The following is a 16,000-nucleotide window of genomic DNA, read 5'->3' on the forward strand; positions in this document are numbered from 1 at the left end:
TGGAGCGGGTTGCGTTTGCCCTGCCGCTGGGTGTCGCTCATGACCCCCTCCTGCAATTGCCCTGGTGATTGGATGCTGTATGCCGGCCGTCCCTGGCCGAATCCGGTATTTCGCACCGGCACAGTCCATGCCGCCCCCACGTTATTGGTTCAGGCCGTCAAATTGTGTCGGAGGGAGAGTGCTGTTCTAGAAGGCGATTCATGCGTAACTTGCCAGGTCGATCCGGTTATTTATTGGCAGTCCCTATGACCTCGAAGCCCATTGCCTTCTGGCATCTCCTTGTTCTCTTTTGGAGCTTACTGCTCGTCTTGGCAACTGCCCGGGCGGACGAGACTCCGCAGCCCGGCATGGTGGCCGCAGCCCATCCGCTGGCCACTGAAGCGGGTGTCGAAATGCTCGAGAGCGGTGGTAGTGCCATTGATGCAGCGATTGCCATACAGGCCGTCCTGACCTTGGTAGAGCCGCAGTCGAGCGGCATTGGGGGCGGGGCTTTTCTGCTGCATTACGCCAACCAGCCAGCCCGAGTTCAGGCCTATGACGGCCGGGAAACAGCCCCCTCGGCGATCAAGCCCGATCACTTTCTCACCGAATCCGGCACACCGATGGACTTTCTGGACGCTGTCCCCGGCGGTCAGGCCGTCGGCGTGCCCGGCACGCTGCGGATGCTGGAGCTGGCACACGAGGAACACGGCGCCCTACCCTGGGAAGCCCTTTTCCAGCCAGCGATCCGCCTGGCTGAGCAGGGTTTTGAGGTCACACCCCGCCTCGCCGACATGCTGCGGATTGACCTGCCACTGGATGCCTTCGAGCCGATGGCGGGGTATTTCTTCCCCGCGGGTGAACCGATTAGCGCCGGGGTGACACTGACCAACCCCGACCTCGCCGACACCCTTACCCGGATTGCCAACCGAGGCGCGGAGGCCTTTTATGAGGGCCCCATCGCGGAATCCATCGTTGCAACGGTTCAGGGCAACGGGGGTAAGCTCACGCGCGAGGACATGGCGGGCTACCAGGCGCTCGAGCGGGAGCCGGTCTGCCGATCCATTGCCGACCATTCGATCTGCGGCATGCCCTTGCCGAGCAGCGGTGGCATGACCGTTTTGCAGATTCTCAGCCTGCTGGAAATGGCGAGCGCCGAGGTTGAAGCCACCACACGCCTGACCCGGCGGCATTTACTGCTCGAGGCCTCACGCCTGGGCTTTGCCGATCGCAACGAATACCTCGGTGATGCGGACTTTGTCGATGTGCCCGTCGAGACCCTGCTCAGCAACGACTACCTGGCCGAGCGCGCGGCGCTGATCTCACCGACGCAATCGCTCGGCACGGCCTCGCCGGGCCTAGCTAATCCGGAAAGTGCCATGAGCAGCGCCAAGCGCATCAATCACTCCACCAGCCATTTCAGCGTGCTCGATGCAAGGGGCAATGCGGTCTCCATGACCAGCTCCATTGAGATGCCTTTCGGCTCCCGCCTCATGGTGGGCGGCTTTATGCTGAACAACCAGCTCACGGATTTTCGATTTGATCCCGAAGCAGCGGACGGCCGCCCTCACCCCAACCGCGTTCAGCCCGGCAAGCGGCCCCTGTCGTCCATGTCGCCGGTGATTGCGCTGGATACCGATGATCAGCCCCGTCTAATCATTGGCTCGCCTGGAGGTACGCGGATCATCGGCTATGTGGCCCAGCGCGTCGCTGATGTCCTGATGGCGGGCGAGGAACTCCAGACCGCCATCGAGGCCGGGAGTGTCATTAACCGCAATGGGGTGACCGAGCTGGAGGCCGAGACGCCGGCCGAGGCGTTGCGCGCCGGCCTTGAAGCACTGGGCCATGAGATCGAGGTGGGCCCTTTAACGAGCGGACTGCATGGCGTTGAGCGCTTGCCCGATGGCGTTATCCACGGAGGCGCCGATCCGCGCCGAGAAGGGACAGCCGTCAAAGTTCGGTAGACCAGGGGCTGCTTTAGTAGTGATAACGCAGCTGAGCAATGAGCAAGGCATTGTCGGTGACCTTGTACACGATTCGGTGCTCATCGTTGATGCGTCGGGACCAGTATCCGGCAAGGCTGTGCTTAAGGGGTTCGGGCCTACCAATCCCATCGAAGGGGTCACGCTGGGTCTCTTTGATCAGCTTGTTGATTCGTCGCAGGATTTTTTGATCGGTTCTCTGCCAGTGCAGATAGTCTTCCCAAGCGTTCTCGGCAAAGACTAACTTCATTCAATCAGCGCCTTCTCTTGCCCATCGCCCTGCTCCAGCTCGGCAACGGCTTCCAGCAAACGCTGAGCGTTCTTCGGCGCCCGCAGGAGGTAGGCCGTTTCTTGTAGCGCTTCGTAGTCAGCCAGAGACATCATGACCACGGATTCGGCCTTGCTGCGGGTAATGATCACCGGCGAGTGGTCTTCACACACCTGCTCCATGGTCTTTGCGAGATTCGATCGAGCCGCCGTGTAGCTGATGGCGTCCATAAGTGACTCCTGTACGAGATAACGAACAGGTACATAATACCGTACAGCTGACCAAAGGCAACACCGCTGAAAGCGTTGCCTCTCAGCGTCGGCAGACCTGCCTCCGATGCCCGGCTTTGACGACTGTCACAATCAAAGCAGCGTCAGCAATTTCATAAACGATCCGATAGACGCCCTGCCGGATCCGATACCGATCCTCGCCAGTGAGCTTCTCACTCCCTGGTGGTCGGGGCTCATTGCTTAGCGCGCTAATGCGCTCAAGGATTCTTGCAACGTCGGGCTTGGGAATTCCCCGCAGATCCTTTGCGACTGAGCGCTTGAACTGCAGCTCATATTTTTCCATGCGCCCTCAAGTCATCCAGCAGGGCTTCATAGGACATCGTCGGTTCCGCGACTCGGTCCTGAAAAGCGGCGAGGTCCTCCTGATCTTCCGCCAGAGACGATCGCACGGCCTCGTTAACAATTTCTGAGACGGTTCGATGGGTATGAGCCGCCTTGATGCGCAGGGCAGCGTGCAGCTGTGGATCGAAGTAAATGGTTGAGCGCCGCGCGGAGTCCGTCATGACTCACCTCCTAATTGGCGATAGGCGTTAGCGTAGCATTAAAACGTCTTGACGTCTCGACGTCCAATCGACCGTTTATTGCCGAACCCCGGCCCGCTCGGCCGTGCGGCGGATGGTCTCGGCGACAAGTTCAGGATCCGCGTGGTGGGGCATATGACCCATCCCTTCAACGCGGGTGAGGTTGGCGCTGTCCACCTCGGCCTCGAGGCGCTCGGCGTGGTACGGCAGGCCAACGGTGCGATCCGCCTCCCCATGCACGATCTCAATCGGCAGCGTCAAGGTCGGGTAGTCAGGCACCATGCCTTTTAGATAACCCTCAAGGCTGCCGATCTGCCGGGCGTTGATTTGCAGCTGGCGGGTGCGCATCGTCAGGTCAAAGCCAAGATGATCAAGATACCCATCGGGCACCGGGTCGGGCTGGAACACGCGCTCGAGCGTGCCCTCAACCAGGACGCGGGGAGCAAACTGGGCAACCATGGGCAGGACCACATGCTGCCCCACCGCCGATGCGGAGAGCTGATACCAGAACCCAAGCCCACCCGGCCACGGGTGCGAGGCCGGCGCCAACAGCGTCAGGCCCGCGACGTCCTCATCCGCACTAAGCGCCCACGCCAAAGCCACCGCCCCACCGTAGGAATGGCCCAGCACGATCGGGTTGTCGACATCGAGCGCCCGCGCCGCAGCTTGCAGGCGCTCGGCCTGCTCCATCGGGCTCAGCGGCGAGCCGAGGCGGTCTGAATACCCAAAGCCCGGCCGATCAAAGGCGATCACCCGGAATTCATCGGCCATCCGGTCAATCAGATCAAAGCTGAAGTCCCGGGCGTTGCTGTTGGCCCCGTGGATCATCACCAGATCCGGGCCCTCGCCCTTTACGATGGCATGGACCTGCCCCTGTGGCAGCGTGACGAACTGGCCCTCCGGACCGGTGTTGGCCTGTGCCATGGGGTCCTCCATACCGACTGTGCACGCCGTGATGACGATCACGCCCAGCAGTGCAGCCGCGAATCGCGTGATCGGTTTGAGCTTAATCCAGCGCATGGGCTTCAGGGTGGTTGAACATCGTGTCCTCGGATGGTGAGCGACGGTACCCGCCAGTCGTCGTCTCTATTGTATCGGGCCTCGTTCCCGGTGCATTAACCGACTTCCGTCACAGACTGTCGCGTTGCATCTCCACCATCATCCCGGCGTTCACCCAAACCAATGCAAAAGGAGATGCAGGTATGCGCATTGCAAAGATTGCCCCGCTTTCACTCATCCTTGCCGGACTGGCCACCCCCGCCCTTGCCATGGAGCAGGGCGACACCTACCTTGGTGGCGGATTCAGCATGGTTAACTATGATGCGGACGGCGCCGAGGAGGCAGAACCCACCGCAATTCTTGGCCGGCTGGGCTATTTCTTCGCCGATAACTTCGCGATCGAAAGCCGACTCGGATTCGGCATGAGCGACGATGATATCCAGCTACTGGGTACCCGGGTCGATGTGGACGTTGATCAGCTTGCCGGGGTCTACGGCGTCGCCCATCTGCCCCTGGCAGAAACATTTTCGCTGTATGGCCTGGCAGGATTCACTTATGGCGAGCTGTCAGCATCCGTCGATGGCTTCAGTCTCGATGACGATGACACCGACTTCTCCTATGGCGTTGGCGGTCAATTTGATGTCTCGGATAACGTCGCCGCTTTCGTCGAATGGGCACAGTACTTTGATGAGTCGGACTACGAGATCACCGGGGTAACGGTTGGAGCAAACTTCAACTTTTAGCCGGCAACCCAACCTGCAGGCCTGCCATGGAAGGCGGGCTTGCAGGCCCTTTTACCGCGGCCTGGTAAGCTCGGATCAGCCAGATGTTCCGTCAGCAAACCGGGAAGGTGAATGAAACGGGTTTCGATAATCCTTGGCCTGATCCTGATCACCGCGAGCGCCCTCGCCCAGAACGATCCGGTCACGGCCCTACGCGATGACGGCCATGTGCTGATGCTGCGGCATGCCATTGCCCCGGGCTTTGGCGACCCGGCTGAGTTCGATATCAACGACTGCACAACGCAACGCAACCTCTCCGAGGAAGGCCGGGCACAAGCGAGGTCGATTGGCGAGCGCCTGCGCGGCGCGGGCTTGAGTGACGTAGCGGTTTACACCAGCGCGTGGTGCCGCTGCCGGGAGACCGCGGCCGAGATGGATCTGACCGAAGCTGAGCCCCACCCAGGGCTCAATAGCTTTTTCCAGGACCGCGAGCGGCGCGATGAGATCGTTGCGGAATTACGGGATCTGCTCGCCGAACTCGCCGATGGCCCACCCGCGGTGCTTGTCACCCACCAGGTGAATATCCGCGCGATCACCGGCCAGGGTGTGCGATCCGGCGAAGGCCTGATCGTAAAGCTTGATGACGAGGGCTCAGTCCGCGTCGTCGGATCGCTCCAGCCGTGAATACCCGGCTGCCACCCCCCATTATCCTGCTGCTCGCCGCCGGTGCCGTCTGGGGGATCGACTGGCTGGTGCCGGCGGCGCGGGTTAACGCACCGTGGCTAAGCACGAGCGCTCTGGCGCTGGCCGCCGCGGCTGGCACTGTGGTGCTAGTGGCAGCGGTGTGGTTTGCCCGGCAAAAGACCACGATCAATCCCCTGCACCCGGAGCGCGCCAGCCACCTGCTCACCACCGGGCCGTATGCGATCAGCCGTAACCCGATCTACCTCGCTGATGCGGCTCTGCTTCTTGCCTGGGCGCTGTGGCTCGGCAACGGCGCCGGAGTGCTCATGGTGCCGGTGTTTATGCGCACGCTCACCCGATTGCAGATCCGCCCCGAGGAGCAGGCCCTGGCGCTGAAGTTCGGTGAGGCCTATCGCGACTACTGCCGCCGGGTCCGGCGATGGCTATAGCCGCAAAAGACACGGGCCTGCGGCCGGACCGGGTCACGCTGGGCATCGCGCTGATGGTGGGGTTCACCATCTGCGCGCCGATGATCGACACCTTCGCAAAACTGAGCTCAGCCTACGTCGTGGTCGCGCAAATCGTCGCGGCGCGCTTTGTGATTCAGGCCACCCTGCTAATGCCCATGAGCGGGGTGTTTGGCTGGGCGCACCGCCCCGCCGGCCGTGAGGTGGCGCTGCAGTTCGCCCGCGCGGCGCTGATCCTGATTGCTACGGGGTTTTTCGTGGCCGCCCTGGCGGTAATGCCGCTGGCTGATGCGGTGGCCATTTTCTTTGTCGAGCCGTTCATCCTGATCCTGCTCGGTGCGGCGTTTCTGCGCGAGCCGGTGGGCTGGCAGCGCCTGGTGCTGTGCCTGATCGGCCTGGGTGGTGCACTACTGGTTATCCAGCCGAACTTCGCCGCCCTGGGTCCAGCGGCGTTTCTGCCGCTGGGCACTGCGGTCACCTTTGCCTGCTACATGCTGCTCACCCGGGCCATGGCGCGGCGCATGCACCCGGTCACCCTGCAGACCTATACCGCTGTTGCGGCGAGTCTGCTGATCCTGCCGCTGCTTGCGGCCGGGCACGGGATAGGCGTGGAGGCGCTCACCGTGCGCTGGCCCGATCCGGTGGTCTACTGGCTCTTACTCGGGGTGGGCGTTGCTTCGACCGTGGCGCACATCTTTGTGAGCTTTGCGCTGTCCATGGCACCGGCGGGCATCATTGCCCCTATTCAGTACCTCGAGATTGTGGCCGCGGCGGTGCTTGGCTACTGGATATTCGATGACTTGCCCGACCCCTGGGCGATGACCGGCATCGTGATCATCATGGCCTCGGGCATTGGTATTTATGCCCGTGAGCGGGCCATCGAGCGGCGGCTGCTGCTTGGGGAATCAGCGCATCAATCGCCGCGCGGGTCAACCGGATAGCACAGCCGAGCATCGCAGTTCGGCAGAGCCCTCTTCCTCTATACCAGCTCGCACCAGTTCCTCCATAAACCCGTGCAAGGCGTCTCGATAACCCGTCCGCCCCGAGGGCTGGTTGGGGTCGGAAGTGATCACCGCGCTCAGCGCCAGTTCAGGAATGACATAGAGCATCTGCCCGCCATAGCCCCAGCCGTAATACCCGGTGAACCCCCCAAAGTCACGAATGAACCAGCCATAGCCGTACCCATCATGGGTCCAGCGCGAGCGCCCTCTTATCTGCCAGCTGGCCTCTACCCAGCCATCGGGCAGCAGGCGTTCACCACTCGCGGTCACCCCGCCGCGACGATACAGCTCACCGAGCGCGAGCAAGGCCGCAGGCCGCATGGAAACCTGGTTACCACCAAAGGCAATACCTTGCGGGTCTTCCATCCAGTTGGCTACCTCAACCCCAGCCGGCGCCAGCCAGCGATTGGCGAGTGTATAGCTGGCCTCGCCGGTGCGGCGCTGCAGGATGGCCGAGAGCAAGTGACTGTTTCCGGTGGAATAGCGCATCTGTCCGCCGGGGCGGCCTTTCATTGGCCGATTGAGCACGCCCTCCACCCAATTCGGGCTGGCTACCCAGGCCCCATAATTCTGCCCGGACGTGCGCTCCAGGCCCGCTTGCATTGATAGCAGGTGGCCGATCGTCAACACATCTAGTGCGGGGTCGGGCTGAGGCGGTAATGACTCGGGCAAGGCCGAGCGGACGCGTTCATCTACCCCATCGATTACGCCACGCTGAATGGCGGCGCCCACCACCCCAGCCAGCAACGTCTTGGAGGCGGATTTCACATTGGTCGCGGCATGTGGTGATGCGCCGTGAAACCCTTCCGCGACCCGGGTTTGGCCATTCAGGGCGATGTGCAGCGTGCGCAGATTCTCAAACCGGCTCGCCGACGTCGCCGCTGCGGTGAGCTCGGCGTCATTCACTCGGCAATCAGCTGCCGCGACAGCTGTCGCCGTGGCCAGGGCCGTCAAAGCGGTGATCACCAGGACCCCTATGCGAAAACCCAGCATTGCAGTGAACCCGGCAAAAACAGCCGTCAGGCGATCTGCTCCTGGCTCTCAGCAATCACGGCTCGGAAATGCCCCTGCGCCGCGGCGACACCCGACCCCGGCTCGATCGCCACGCCTAGATCCAGCAGCGCCATTTCGGCCGTGGCCAGGCCGCTCAGCAGCAGGGTCTCGGTCAGCTGGCCAAGGTGACCAATCCGGAACACCCGATCGCTGAGTGGGCCAAGGCCCACCCCAAAGCTAACGCCGTATCGCCGGTTCGCATGGGCAACCAGCTCAGCGGCACTGTGCGGCGCCGGCACATGAATGGCCGTGACGGTATCGGAGTAAAGCGCCGGGTGTTTCGCGCAAATCGGCAAACCCCAGGCCTCAGCCGCAGCCCGCACGCCGCCGGCGAGATGCGTGTGCCGGGCATACACCGCCGGCAGCCCCTCTTCCATCAGCATATCGACGCTCTCACGCAGCGCGCCAATCAGCCCAATCGCCGGTGTCCACGGGTAACTGTTGGCTCGTGAGGCCTTCAGCATGGGGCCAAGATCCAGATGCCCGCGGGGATGAGTGCGCGCTGCCGCCTCCTGCTCCGCGCGCTCGCTGATCGCGACCACGGCGAGGCCCGTTGGGAGCATGAAGCCCTTTTGCGATCCGCTGACCGCCACATCCACGCCCCAGTCATCCATATGAAAAGGCAGGGAGCCAATCGAGCTCACCCCATCAACGAACAGTAAGGCCGGATGCTGCTGCTGATCCATGGCCTGGCGGACTCGGCCAATATCACTGGTGACCCCGGTCGCGGTTTCGTTATGCACCGCCAGAACGGCCTTGATGGCGCCCTGTGTGTCCTCGGCAAGGGCCGATTCCATTGCATCCATGGGGATGCCCTCGCCCCACTCCGCCTCGATCACATCAACGACCAAGCCCAGGCTGCGGGCCAGATCAATCCAGCGTTGCGAGAACATGCCATGGCTGGTGGCCAGCACCCGATCCCCCGGAGCGAGCAGATTACTGAGCGCAACATCCCAGCCCGTGGTGCCACTGCCGGTGAACAGCACAACCTCACCCTGTTCGGTGCCGAATACCGTTTTCAGGTCTTCGCGCAGCGGACCGAAAAACGCCTCGAACGCCTCCGTTCGGTGATCCCACGCCGGCCGGGCCATGGCCAAACGAATACGCTCCGGGATATTGGTGGGCCCCGGAATAAAAATCGGGTTTTGGCTTTGCATGGGCGCTCTCACTCCGAAAAATATTTTAAATAGATCGTAATAATGACTGACGGGCAACCCGTATTAATACCTTTAATTACCTGAATGATCGTCACTGTGACGCTCAGGCGATTCGCGGCGTCGTTGAAAGGCCTGAGGCCCAGGGTGCAGCACGTCGGTTTTTGTTTCGACGAATTCTGCCGCACGCAGGGCATTAAGCGGTTCTGCGAGACGAGCCTGCGCTGCTTCTGTAAGGCGCGGAAAGCAGATCGCGGCAAGCCCGTCATTCATGGCCTGTTCCGGCGCGACCGGCGCGTTAGCCAGGACCGCCCGAAAAAGCACGGTCTTGAGCTCAGCGTCGCTCACATAATCGAGCACCCGGGTCTTCTCTGGCGCCTCGGACCAGTCTCGATATCGGGGCTGGCGATACTGCGCTGGCGTGCCCGCAAAGGGCCCGGCTTGCTCAAGCCGTCCCGCCTGCGCCAGCGCATCCAGAATGGTCTGAATGCGCTCGCGAATGCGCCGACCCAGCCGGCCGACATCCGCAGCGTTCAGTAGCCGATCCGCCAGCACCTCAAAATGCACTGGGCCTTCTACTGCAACCGTGCACTCAATGGCCGCCTTTAGCCGGTCCTCGGGAATCGCGTGAAAATCCCCGAACCCGTCCAGCGCCAGGGTCTCTGGCGATACGGCAACATAAGGCGTGATCACGCCCAAATCGGGCGCCCAGGCGTGGGCCGGCTGGTTCCACCCAGGATACAGGGCGTCGCCGGTTGCCGCCTGATCGGGCGCGCTCACGAGCTCCTCATAGAGGGCGATGACGCCGTCAAACCCACCATACGAGCGCATCACGACTCCCCCTCCAGCTGAAGCTCGACGCCCAGGGCTCTGGGCAGTGCATCGAGCATTTCTTCTTGCAAAATGGTGCGCGGCCCGGCGGCAAGGCAGGCGTCATCCAGGGCCAGGAGGGCTTCAGCGCGCTGTGGGGGTGCCATTTTCTCGGCCCAGGCGGCGGCCAGCACAAACAACACGCCCAGCACGGCCGTTGGCGCGCGGGCCTCACGATCCGCGCCCAGCCACATGGTGATCTGCGCGCCCACGGTATCGAGATCATCGATCAGTGCGACAGCCACGGCACTGTCCGTGTCATCAAGGCCGGCTCGACGGGGCACGAATCGATCGTCGCCGCGGCCCAGCACCGTCAGGGTAAAGAGCAAACCGGCAAAGAGATCCCGCCGCGGTTCAGCGCTTAAGTCGATGCCCTGTTCCGCGAGGACGGCGGCGCCGGCTCGCTTGATCTCGTCAGTGCCCAGATTCAGTCGAACACGGTCCTGCCGGGCCTGTTCGATGCGGGCCAGCCCCCAGCCCGTCAACCGAGCGAGGCCATCGACCATCATCACGGTGCCGCGGGCGAGCAGCCGCAGCCCGCCGGCGACCGCGGTTAAGGCGAGATACACCATCTGGATGGTGGCGGCCTTGTGCCCGCGCAACTGGACGCCGGCAAATTTCGCAGACGACCGGCCCGGCTTGATCCAGTTAAAGCTGCCCAGCGCCGTTTTGCTGGAAACCGTGACACCGGTTTTGGACAGATTAATCTTGGCGGCATCCGAGCCATAGCGGCCGCGTAGCACAAAGCGGCCATTCTGAAACGCGACCTGGGTATTCTTAGCCAATCGGGTGGACACCCGCACCCCATGATTGGTGTTGCCGGTCAGGTTGATGCCGGCCGCTCGGGTCTGCGCGCGCAACGACACACCCCCTGTGCGGCTCGCGCGCAGATAGCGACCGCTATGCTCAATGCGCTTCTGGCGGCCGTCGGCATCCTTGTCGCCAACCTTCAAAAACCCCATGGGCCCATTCCATGTGACACTGCCTGACACTATCTTGACCGATTCGTGGTCTAACGCATAACAAGGAGGCGACCATTGCTCAAACTTCCCCGCCAGAGTCTCAAGCGCCTGGCCACGCTCGCGCTCGCCAGTGCGGTGTTGGTCGGCTGCAAGGCCGATGAGGTCACTCTGCAAATTGACCTGACGCAGCTGCGCTCCGCGGCGGCCGGCAATGACACCGTTGTCGAGTTCGAAGCCACGTTCACGCATCCCCGGCCGCTGAACACCGAGCAGAGCGCTCAGGTGGACGATGTCTGGAGCACGGTCGGGCGCTATCTGACCATTTCGGATTTCACACGAGAGAACGTGGATGGCGGGCTACGCGTCACGGTGACGGCCGAACTACCGGTAGTGACCTCGCGCAGTGCCGAGCACGCCTATTTCCTGTCGTTCACCGAGTCGACGTCATTGGGCGGCTTTCATCGCGTTGCCCTGGAGACGGGTGAAGCCTTTGCCGCGCTTCAGTCCGCGCTCGCTTCGGTTAACTTTGCCCTTGATCTCGCTGAATTCCATCCGACCACGCTGGCGGTCACCGGGCGTTCATCGCGTCTGATCGCCCCGGCCGCGATCGTGGATGACACCGCACACCTGCTCTACGACGCCGAACTGCAGGATACAGTGAACATCCAGCAGTCCGGCGGCGCCTTTGAAGACACAGGGGCCGGCTTTTTCGTCCGCATGGACGGCTAGCGCTTAGGCCGCGGTCAAAATCATCTTGATAGCCTTTTCATTGGCGGCATCGCCAAAGACGTCATAGGCCTTCTCGATGTCATCCAGCGGGAAGTGATGCGTAATGAGACTTTTCGCATCGACACCGCCAGCCTCCAGTGTGCGCATCAGCACAGGGATGGTGTTGGTATTCACCAGGCCGGTACGCACCGTGACGTTCTTGATCCATAGATTTTCGAGGTGGAATTCGACACTGGTGCCATGGACGCCAATGTTGGCGATGTGCCCGCCGGCTTTGACGATGCTCTGGCAGGTGTCAAACGTCTCAGGGATGCCAACGGCTTCCATCGCACAATCAACGCCCTCGCCATCGGTCATCTCCATGATCCGATCAACCGGGTCCGCACTAATCGTGTGGGTTGCCCCGAGCGCCTTGGCCGTCGCCAGGCGGTTTTCATCGGGGTCAATCATGATGAGCCGTGCGGGTGAGTAAAAGCGTGCGGTCAACAGCGCTGCCAACCCAATGGGCCCGGAACCGACGATGGCAACGGTATCCCCAAGGTTGACCTCGCCGTTCAGTGCGCCAATCTCGTGCCCCGTCGGGAGGATGTCACTCAGCATCACCGCGGCTTCGTCCTCAAGGCCTTCCGGCAGCTTGTACAGGCTGTTATCGGCATGCGGAATCCGAACTGCTTCGGCCTGGGTGCCGTCAATCCGGTGGCCCAGAATCCAGCCGCCATCTCGACACTGCGAGTACATGCCTTGTTTGCAGTAATCACAGCGTCCACAGGAGGTGATGCACGAAATCAGCACACGATCACCCGGCTGCAACGTGGATACGCCATCACCGACTGACTCGACAATGCCCACGCCCTCGTGACCCAAGGTCCGGCCGGGCTCACAAGTGGGGACATCGCCCTTCAATATGTGCAGGTCAGTCCCGCAGATTGTGGTGTGTGTCATCCGCACGACCGCATCGGTCGGCTTTTCGACAACGGGCTGGGGTTTGTCCTCCCACTGGCGGGCGTTCGGGCCATGAAAAACCAAGGCTTTCATGAGGCATCTCCTTCCAATTGCACGACTTGTCGCCGTATTAATTTAGACACTTGGAATGACGCTTCGTTTACCAGGCATAGCGCCCGAAGGGCGTGTTATCGTCGTGGGCACACATGAGCGCAGGAGCCGTGATGGACTTGCAGAGGCTGGTCGATACCTTTGAGTTCCTCGATAACTGGGAAGACCGCTATCGATTGCTCATCGATCTGGGCAAGGGCCTGCCGGAATTCCCGGAAGAGGCCAAAACCGAGGACAACCGGGTAGAGGGTTGCGTCAGCAATGTCTGGCTGGTCAGCGATGTCAACGCGGGCACGCCGCCGCGCCTGGAGTTCAAGGCAGACAGTGATGCGTTTATCGTCAAAGGCCTGGTCGCCATTTTGCTGAAGGCCTATTCGGGGCGGACGCCCGAGGAAATCCTCGAAGTGGATATTGAGGGGCTGTTCAACCAGCTCGGCCTCGCCCAACAGCTCACGCCCAACCGACGGGACGGCTTTGTCGCGATGGTTAAGGAGATGCGCAGCCGCGCTCAGGCCCTGCAGGCAGAGCCTGGCGCAACGGGATCCTTACACTAGCGATGACGGGCCATATTGCCCTGCTTGACGGCGGCCTGGGCCAGGAGCTCTATCGACGGGCTGGTCAACCAGCGCACCCGATGTGGTCCGGCAAGGTCATGCAGGATCAACCCGAGCTCGTCGAAACCGTCCAGCGTGAATTCATCGACGCCGGGGCGCGGATCCTTACCGTGAACGCGTATGCCCTGACGCCGACGCGTCTGGCGCGCGATGGCCAGAGGGCCTGGTTTGAAGATTTGCAGACGCGGGCTTTAGCGCTTGCTCACGCGGCCCGGCGCTCGGCCGAGGCCGACACGAACGCAGTTCAAATCGCGGGCTGCCTCCCACCGCTCACCGGCAGCTATGTCCCCGACACGCGGCCCTTTGAAACACTGAAAGCCGAATATCGGGAAATCGTGGCGATCCAATCAGCTGGCGTGGATCTCTTTTTGATTGAGACGATGTCGGCGATTGCCGAGGCGCAGGCGGCCACTGAAGCAGCGCTGGAGGCGGGTAAGCCTGTGCTACTGGCCTGGACACTGTCGGATGATGCGCTGGGGCAACTGCGATCGGGCGAGTCCATCGCCGAGGCGATTGCATCCGTTGCCGACTACGACCTGGCCGGGTTGATGTTCAATTGTTCCCGACCCGAAGTCATCACGGCGGGGCTCTCGTCGCTTAGTGACCTCACGATCCCCTATGGCGGGTACGCGAACGGATTTACCTCAGTCGAGCCGCTGAAACCCGGCGGCACGGTCGATGCCCTTCAGGCCCGTCAGGAGTTGGACGAGGCCCGCTACGCCGAGCATGTCATGGACTGGATCAACCAGGGTGCGCAGATTGTGGGTGGGTGCTGCGAGGTCAGCCCAGCGCACATCGCCCGCGTAGACCAGCGTCTGGCCAACGCGGGGTATGCCCGAACTCATCTCGCATGCGTTTAGTTCTGGTTCGCCACGCCCAGTCGACGGGCAATCATGAAGGGCGCTGGCAGGGTCATGCTAACTACCCGCTCAGTGCATTAGGCCATGAGCAGGCCCGTCGGGTCGCGGCGTCTTTTCAGCCTGACGTTGATGATGACGGGCATGGGACGACGCTGCTTTACGCCTCGCCGTTAGAGCGGGCAGCCCATACAGCGCAGGCGATCAGTGACGTACTCAATGTGCCGGTAACACCGTGGGCGTTGCTCAAGGAATATGATGTGGGCGTTTTCTCGGGGCTCACGCGAGAAGAGATCCGCACACAACACCCTGACATTGCCACCACGTTTTATCAGGACCGGAATTGGAACACCGTGCCGCAGGCCGAGACGGTGGAATCGCGAGCGCATCGAGCAGAGGCCGTGCTCGATCACCTAATTGCCCATCACCCGGGCAATGAGCGTGTGATTTGTGTTACCCATGGCGGATTCATGCAATACCTGGTGGCGGCCGTGTTGCGTACCGAGCGCATCTGGGGATTTCGCCCGGGCAATACCTCGGTATTTGAATTTGATCTGACCGCTGAAGCACATCGGGAATCACGGAACACGCCAGCCGGGCTCAGCCCATATACGTGTCGAATCGAGCGATTCAACGACATGGCCCATTTATTTGATCAAGAATAAGGCGATGTTTTTATCCACAATTCATTGTGGAATTACTCGTTTTACGGTACGCCCGCCAATTTCGATTGACCCTGATCAAGCCCTGCCGCGTTTTGGTGCAAGCGCCACAGAAAACCTTGAACTCTGCGTGTAGTTTGCGCCATGATACGCGCCACGCGGTCGATGTTGAGGCCATTTTGCGTGAGGTTGACCGGCACCAGATCGGCGCGTAAGTTTGCATCAATTTTCAACCGGAGGAGTATCCATGGATCTCTCAACTATCAGCCTCGGTCAGTACACGTTCATTCAGAACGCGTTTTCCTTCGGGCTGGCTGTTATGGCCGCCGCGTCACTGTTCCTGTGGCTGTCCCGTAGCAATGTAGCCCCGGCTTACCGGATGGCGATCACGATCAGTGGTCTCGTCACCGCCATTGCCGCTTACCACTATCTGCAGATCATGCTGTCATGGGAGGCCGCATTCTCGGTCACCAACAACTCGATCTCAGAGACCGGTTACCCGTTCAACCAGGCCTATCGCTATGTCGACTGGCTGCTGACGGTGCCGCTGCTGCTCATCGAGCTCATCCTCGTGATGCGCCTGTCCCGCAGCGAGACGGTTTCCAAGGGTGTCTGGCTGGGTGGCGCTGCTGCTCTGATGATCATCCTGGGTTATCCGGGTGAGGTTGCAGAGGACGCCGGCACGCGCTTCACGTTCTGGGTGCTGTCGATGATTCCGTTCATCTACATCGTCTACCAGCTCGTGGTTGGCCTGAAGGGCTCCATCGCCAAGCAGCCTGAGAACGTTCGTGGCCTGATCAACGGCGCGGCAACCCTCGTGGTTATCTCCTGGCTGTTCTATCCGATCGTCTTCCTGTTCCCGCTCATCGGGTTCACGGGCGGCGGTGCGATCACAGCGGTCGAGGTGGGTTACACCATCGCTGATATCGTTGCCAAGGCTGTCTTCGGCATCCTCATCTTCACGATTGCCCTGCGCAAGTCGGAAGCCGAGGGTGGCGCTCAGGCGTAATAATCGACGAGTCGATTCGCTTGAATTAGCCAACGCCATACGGGTGTCTGTCCAACCGCAGGTTGGGCAGGCACCCGGACTGGCCTAGATCGAAGGGTGACCCAGTTGGCCGCGACGAATGCGA

At 61.6% G+C, this 16,000-nt stretch carries 21 protein-coding genes; 10 read left to right on the forward strand and 11 right to left on the reverse strand.

Features of this window, described 5'->3' with window-relative positions:
- The first annotated feature begins 245 nt into the window (after positions 1-245).
- Positions 246-1,943: a gamma-glutamyltransferase gene (ggt, locus tag SPISAL_RS04920; protein ID WP_016353369.1), complete on the forward strand. Its 1,698-nt coding sequence runs from the start codon at positions 246-248 to the stop codon at positions 1,941-1,943.
- Between the two features lie 13 nt (positions 1,944-1,956).
- Here ggt and SPISAL_RS04925 read toward each other — a convergent pair whose 3' ends face one another.
- The 5 genes from SPISAL_RS04925 to SPISAL_RS04945 all read right to left on the reverse strand — a co-directional run bounded on the left by SPISAL_RS04925 (position 1,957) and on the right by SPISAL_RS04945 (position 4,060).
- Positions 1,957-2,211, reverse strand: a complete 255-nt coding sequence (locus SPISAL_RS04925; protein WP_016353370.1) for a Txe/YoeB family addiction module toxin — start codon at positions 2,209-2,211, stop codon at positions 1,957-1,959.
- Positions 2,208-2,459, reverse strand: coding sequence for a type II toxin-antitoxin system Phd/YefM family antitoxin (locus SPISAL_RS04930; RefSeq protein WP_016353371.1), 252 nt, complete (start codon positions 2,457-2,459; stop codon positions 2,208-2,210). The genes SPISAL_RS04925 and SPISAL_RS04930 overlap by 4 nt, the downstream gene beginning before the upstream one ends.
- Before the next feature lie 82 nt (positions 2,460-2,541).
- Positions 2,542-2,802, reverse strand: a complete 261-nt coding sequence (locus SPISAL_RS04935; RefSeq protein ID WP_016353372.1) for a type II toxin-antitoxin system RelE family toxin — start codon at positions 2,800-2,802, stop codon at positions 2,542-2,544.
- Positions 2,789-3,022, reverse strand: coding sequence for a hypothetical protein (locus SPISAL_RS04940; RefSeq protein ID WP_016353373.1), 234 nt, complete (start codon positions 3,020-3,022; stop codon positions 2,789-2,791). Before SPISAL_RS04940 ends, SPISAL_RS04935 begins: the two co-directional genes overlap by 14 nt.
- A 75-nt stretch (positions 3,023-3,097) precedes the next feature.
- Entirely contained in the window at positions 3,098-4,060 is a 963-nt protein-coding gene (locus tag SPISAL_RS04945; RefSeq protein WP_016353374.1) for an alpha/beta fold hydrolase, read from the reverse strand.
- Between the two features lie 182 nt (positions 4,061-4,242).
- On the opposite strand from SPISAL_RS04945, the gene SPISAL_RS04950 reads away from it, so the two are divergent.
- The 4 genes from SPISAL_RS04950 (at position 4,243) to SPISAL_RS04965 (ending at position 6,853) form a co-directional block, all read left to right on the forward strand.
- Complete coding sequence (locus SPISAL_RS04950; RefSeq protein WP_016353375.1) at positions 4,243-4,782, forward strand: porin family protein; 540 nt, start codon at positions 4,243-4,245, stop codon at positions 4,780-4,782.
- A gap of 111 nt (positions 4,783-4,893) precedes the next feature.
- Positions 4,894-5,445, forward strand: coding sequence for a histidine phosphatase family protein (locus SPISAL_RS04955; protein ID WP_016353376.1), 552 nt, complete (start codon positions 4,894-4,896; stop codon positions 5,443-5,445).
- Positions 5,442-5,894 (forward strand): methyltransferase family protein, encoded by a 453-nt coding sequence (locus tag SPISAL_RS04960; RefSeq protein WP_016353377.1) that lies wholly within the window; start codon positions 5,442-5,444, stop codon positions 5,892-5,894. The genes SPISAL_RS04955 and SPISAL_RS04960 overlap by 4 nt, the downstream gene beginning before the upstream one ends.
- On the forward strand, positions 5,885-6,853 hold the full coding sequence (locus SPISAL_RS04965) for a DMT family transporter (RefSeq protein ID WP_016353378.1): 969 nt from the start codon (positions 5,885-5,887) through the stop codon (positions 6,851-6,853). Before SPISAL_RS04960 ends, SPISAL_RS04965 begins: the two co-directional genes overlap by 10 nt.
- On the opposite strand, the gene SPISAL_RS04970 is transcribed toward SPISAL_RS04965, so the two are convergent.
- The 4 genes from SPISAL_RS04970 to SPISAL_RS04985 form a co-directional block, all read right to left on the reverse strand.
- Positions 6,842-7,906: a serine hydrolase domain-containing protein gene (locus SPISAL_RS04970; protein ID WP_016353379.1), complete on the reverse strand. Its 1,065-nt coding sequence runs from the start codon at positions 7,904-7,906 to the stop codon at positions 6,842-6,844. The two genes, SPISAL_RS04965 and SPISAL_RS04970, sit on opposite strands and share 12 nt — an antisense overlap.
- A 26-nt stretch (positions 7,907-7,932) precedes the next feature.
- Positions 7,933-9,123 (reverse strand): pyridoxal-phosphate-dependent aminotransferase family protein, encoded by a 1,191-nt coding sequence (locus SPISAL_RS04975; protein WP_016353380.1) that lies wholly within the window; start codon positions 9,121-9,123, stop codon positions 7,933-7,935.
- A gap of 72 nt (positions 9,124-9,195) precedes the next feature.
- The gene (locus SPISAL_RS04980) at positions 9,196-9,951 is read right to left on the reverse strand and encodes a DUF3320 domain-containing protein (RefSeq protein ID WP_016353381.1); all 756 of its coding nucleotides are present in this window, start codon (positions 9,949-9,951) and stop codon (positions 9,196-9,198) included.
- The gene (locus SPISAL_RS04985) at positions 9,951-10,952 is read right to left on the reverse strand and encodes a hypothetical protein (RefSeq protein WP_016353382.1); all 1,002 of its coding nucleotides are present in this window, start codon (positions 10,950-10,952) and stop codon (positions 9,951-9,953) included. Before SPISAL_RS04985 ends, SPISAL_RS04980 begins: the two co-directional genes overlap by 1 nt.
- Before the next feature lie 75 nt (positions 10,953-11,027).
- On the opposite strand from SPISAL_RS04985, the gene SPISAL_RS04990 reads away from it, so the two are divergent.
- Positions 11,028-11,681, forward strand: coding sequence for a hypothetical protein (locus SPISAL_RS04990; RefSeq protein WP_016353383.1), 654 nt, complete (start codon positions 11,028-11,030; stop codon positions 11,679-11,681).
- Between the two features lie 3 nt (positions 11,682-11,684).
- Here SPISAL_RS04990 and SPISAL_RS04995 read toward each other — a convergent pair whose 3' ends face one another.
- Positions 11,685-12,716, reverse strand: a complete 1,032-nt coding sequence (locus tag SPISAL_RS04995; RefSeq protein WP_016353384.1) for a zinc-dependent alcohol dehydrogenase family protein — start codon at positions 12,714-12,716, stop codon at positions 11,685-11,687.
- A gap of 131 nt (positions 12,717-12,847) precedes the next feature.
- Here SPISAL_RS04995 and SPISAL_RS05000 point away from each other — a divergent pair, with 131 nt between their 5' ends.
- Genes SPISAL_RS05000 through SPISAL_RS05010 form a run of 3 tightly spaced genes read left to right on the forward strand, consistent with a single transcriptional unit; the run spans position 12,848 to position 14,870 of the window.
- On the forward strand, positions 12,848-13,288 hold the full coding sequence (locus SPISAL_RS05000; protein ID WP_016353385.1) for a SufE family protein: 441 nt from the start codon (positions 12,848-12,850) through the stop codon (positions 13,286-13,288).
- 2 nt (positions 13,289-13,290) lie between these two features.
- On the forward strand, positions 13,291-14,208 hold the full coding sequence (locus tag SPISAL_RS05005; protein WP_016353386.1) for a homocysteine S-methyltransferase family protein: 918 nt from the start codon (positions 13,291-13,293) through the stop codon (positions 14,206-14,208).
- Positions 14,199-14,870, forward strand: a complete 672-nt coding sequence (locus SPISAL_RS05010; protein ID WP_016353387.1) for a histidine phosphatase family protein — start codon at positions 14,199-14,201, stop codon at positions 14,868-14,870. The genes SPISAL_RS05005 and SPISAL_RS05010 overlap by 10 nt, the downstream gene beginning before the upstream one ends.
- 41 nt (positions 14,871-14,911) lie before the next feature.
- Here SPISAL_RS05010 and SPISAL_RS05015 read toward each other — a convergent pair whose 3' ends face one another.
- A complete protein-coding gene (locus SPISAL_RS05015) occupies positions 14,912-15,100 on the reverse strand; it encodes a hypothetical protein (protein ID WP_016353388.1) in 189 nt (62 codons plus the stop codon).
- 14 nt (positions 15,101-15,114) lie between these two features.
- Here SPISAL_RS05015 and SPISAL_RS05020 point away from each other — a divergent pair, with 14 nt between their 5' ends.
- Entirely contained in the window at positions 15,115-15,876 is a 762-nt protein-coding gene (locus tag SPISAL_RS05020; RefSeq protein ID WP_016353389.1) for a bacteriorhodopsin-like, read from the forward strand.
- Positions 15,877-16,000 lie beyond the last annotated feature (124 nt).

The organism is Spiribacter salinus M19-40 (assembly GCF_000319575.2).
GTDB classification, from domain to species: domain Bacteria; phylum Pseudomonadota; class Gammaproteobacteria; order Nitrococcales; family Nitrococcaceae; genus Spiribacter; species Spiribacter salinus.

What these genes read in the sequence shown, in the direction of transcription:
- SPISAL_RS05010 (WP_016353387.1), top strand. Translation starts at nt 14,199, where the DNA reads ATGCGTTTAGTTCTGGTTCGCCACGCCCAGTCGACGGGCAATCATGAA.
- SPISAL_RS04965 (WP_016353378.1), top strand. Translation starts at nt 5,885, where the DNA reads ATGGCTATAGCCGCAAAAGACACGGGCCTGCGGCCGGACCGGGTCACG.
- SPISAL_RS04940 (WP_016353373.1), bottom strand. Translation starts at nt 3,022, where the DNA reads ATGACGGACTCCGCGCGGCGCTCAACCATTTACTTCGATCCACAGCTG.
- SPISAL_RS04980 (WP_016353381.1), bottom strand. Translation starts at nt 9,951, where the DNA reads ATGCGCTCGTATGGTGGGTTTGACGGCGTCATCGCCCTCTATGAGGAG.
- SPISAL_RS05020 (WP_016353389.1), top strand. Translation starts at nt 15,115, where the DNA reads ATGGATCTCTCAACTATCAGCCTCGGTCAGTACACGTTCATTCAGAAC.
- SPISAL_RS04970 (WP_016353379.1), bottom strand. Translation starts at nt 7,906, where the DNA reads ATGCTGGGTTTTCGCATAGGGGTCCTGGTGATCACCGCTTTGACGGCC.
- SPISAL_RS04995 (WP_016353384.1), bottom strand. Translation starts at nt 12,716, where the DNA reads ATGAAAGCCTTGGTTTTTCATGGCCCGAACGCCCGCCAGTGGGAGGAC.
- SPISAL_RS04925 (WP_016353370.1), bottom strand. Translation starts at nt 2,211, where the DNA reads ATGAAGTTAGTCTTTGCCGAGAACGCTTGGGAAGACTATCTGCACTGG.
- SPISAL_RS04975 (WP_016353380.1), bottom strand. Translation starts at nt 9,123, where the DNA reads ATGCAAAGCCAAAACCCGATTTTTATTCCGGGGCCCACCAATATCCCG.
- ggt (WP_016353369.1), top strand. Translation starts at nt 246, where the DNA reads ATGACCTCGAAGCCCATTGCCTTCTGGCATCTCCTTGTTCTCTTTTGG.
- SPISAL_RS04955 (WP_016353376.1), top strand. Translation starts at nt 4,894, where the DNA reads ATGAAACGGGTTTCGATAATCCTTGGCCTGATCCTGATCACCGCGAGC.
- SPISAL_RS05000 (WP_016353385.1), top strand. Translation starts at nt 12,848, where the DNA reads ATGGACTTGCAGAGGCTGGTCGATACCTTTGAGTTCCTCGATAACTGG.
- SPISAL_RS04930 (WP_016353371.1), bottom strand. Translation starts at nt 2,459, where the DNA reads ATGGACGCCATCAGCTACACGGCGGCTCGATCGAATCTCGCAAAGACC.
- SPISAL_RS04985 (WP_016353382.1), bottom strand. Translation starts at nt 10,952, where the DNA reads ATGGGGTTTTTGAAGGTTGGCGACAAGGATGCCGACGGCCGCCAGAAG.
- SPISAL_RS04950 (WP_016353375.1), top strand. Translation starts at nt 4,243, where the DNA reads ATGCGCATTGCAAAGATTGCCCCGCTTTCACTCATCCTTGCCGGACTG.
- SPISAL_RS05005 (WP_016353386.1), top strand. Translation starts at nt 13,291, where the DNA reads ATGACGGGCCATATTGCCCTGCTTGACGGCGGCCTGGGCCAGGAGCTC.
- SPISAL_RS04945 (WP_016353374.1), bottom strand. Translation starts at nt 4,060, where the DNA reads ATGCGCTGGATTAAGCTCAAACCGATCACGCGATTCGCGGCTGCACTG.
- SPISAL_RS04935 (WP_016353372.1), bottom strand. Translation starts at nt 2,802, where the DNA reads ATGGAAAAATATGAGCTGCAGTTCAAGCGCTCAGTCGCAAAGGATCTG.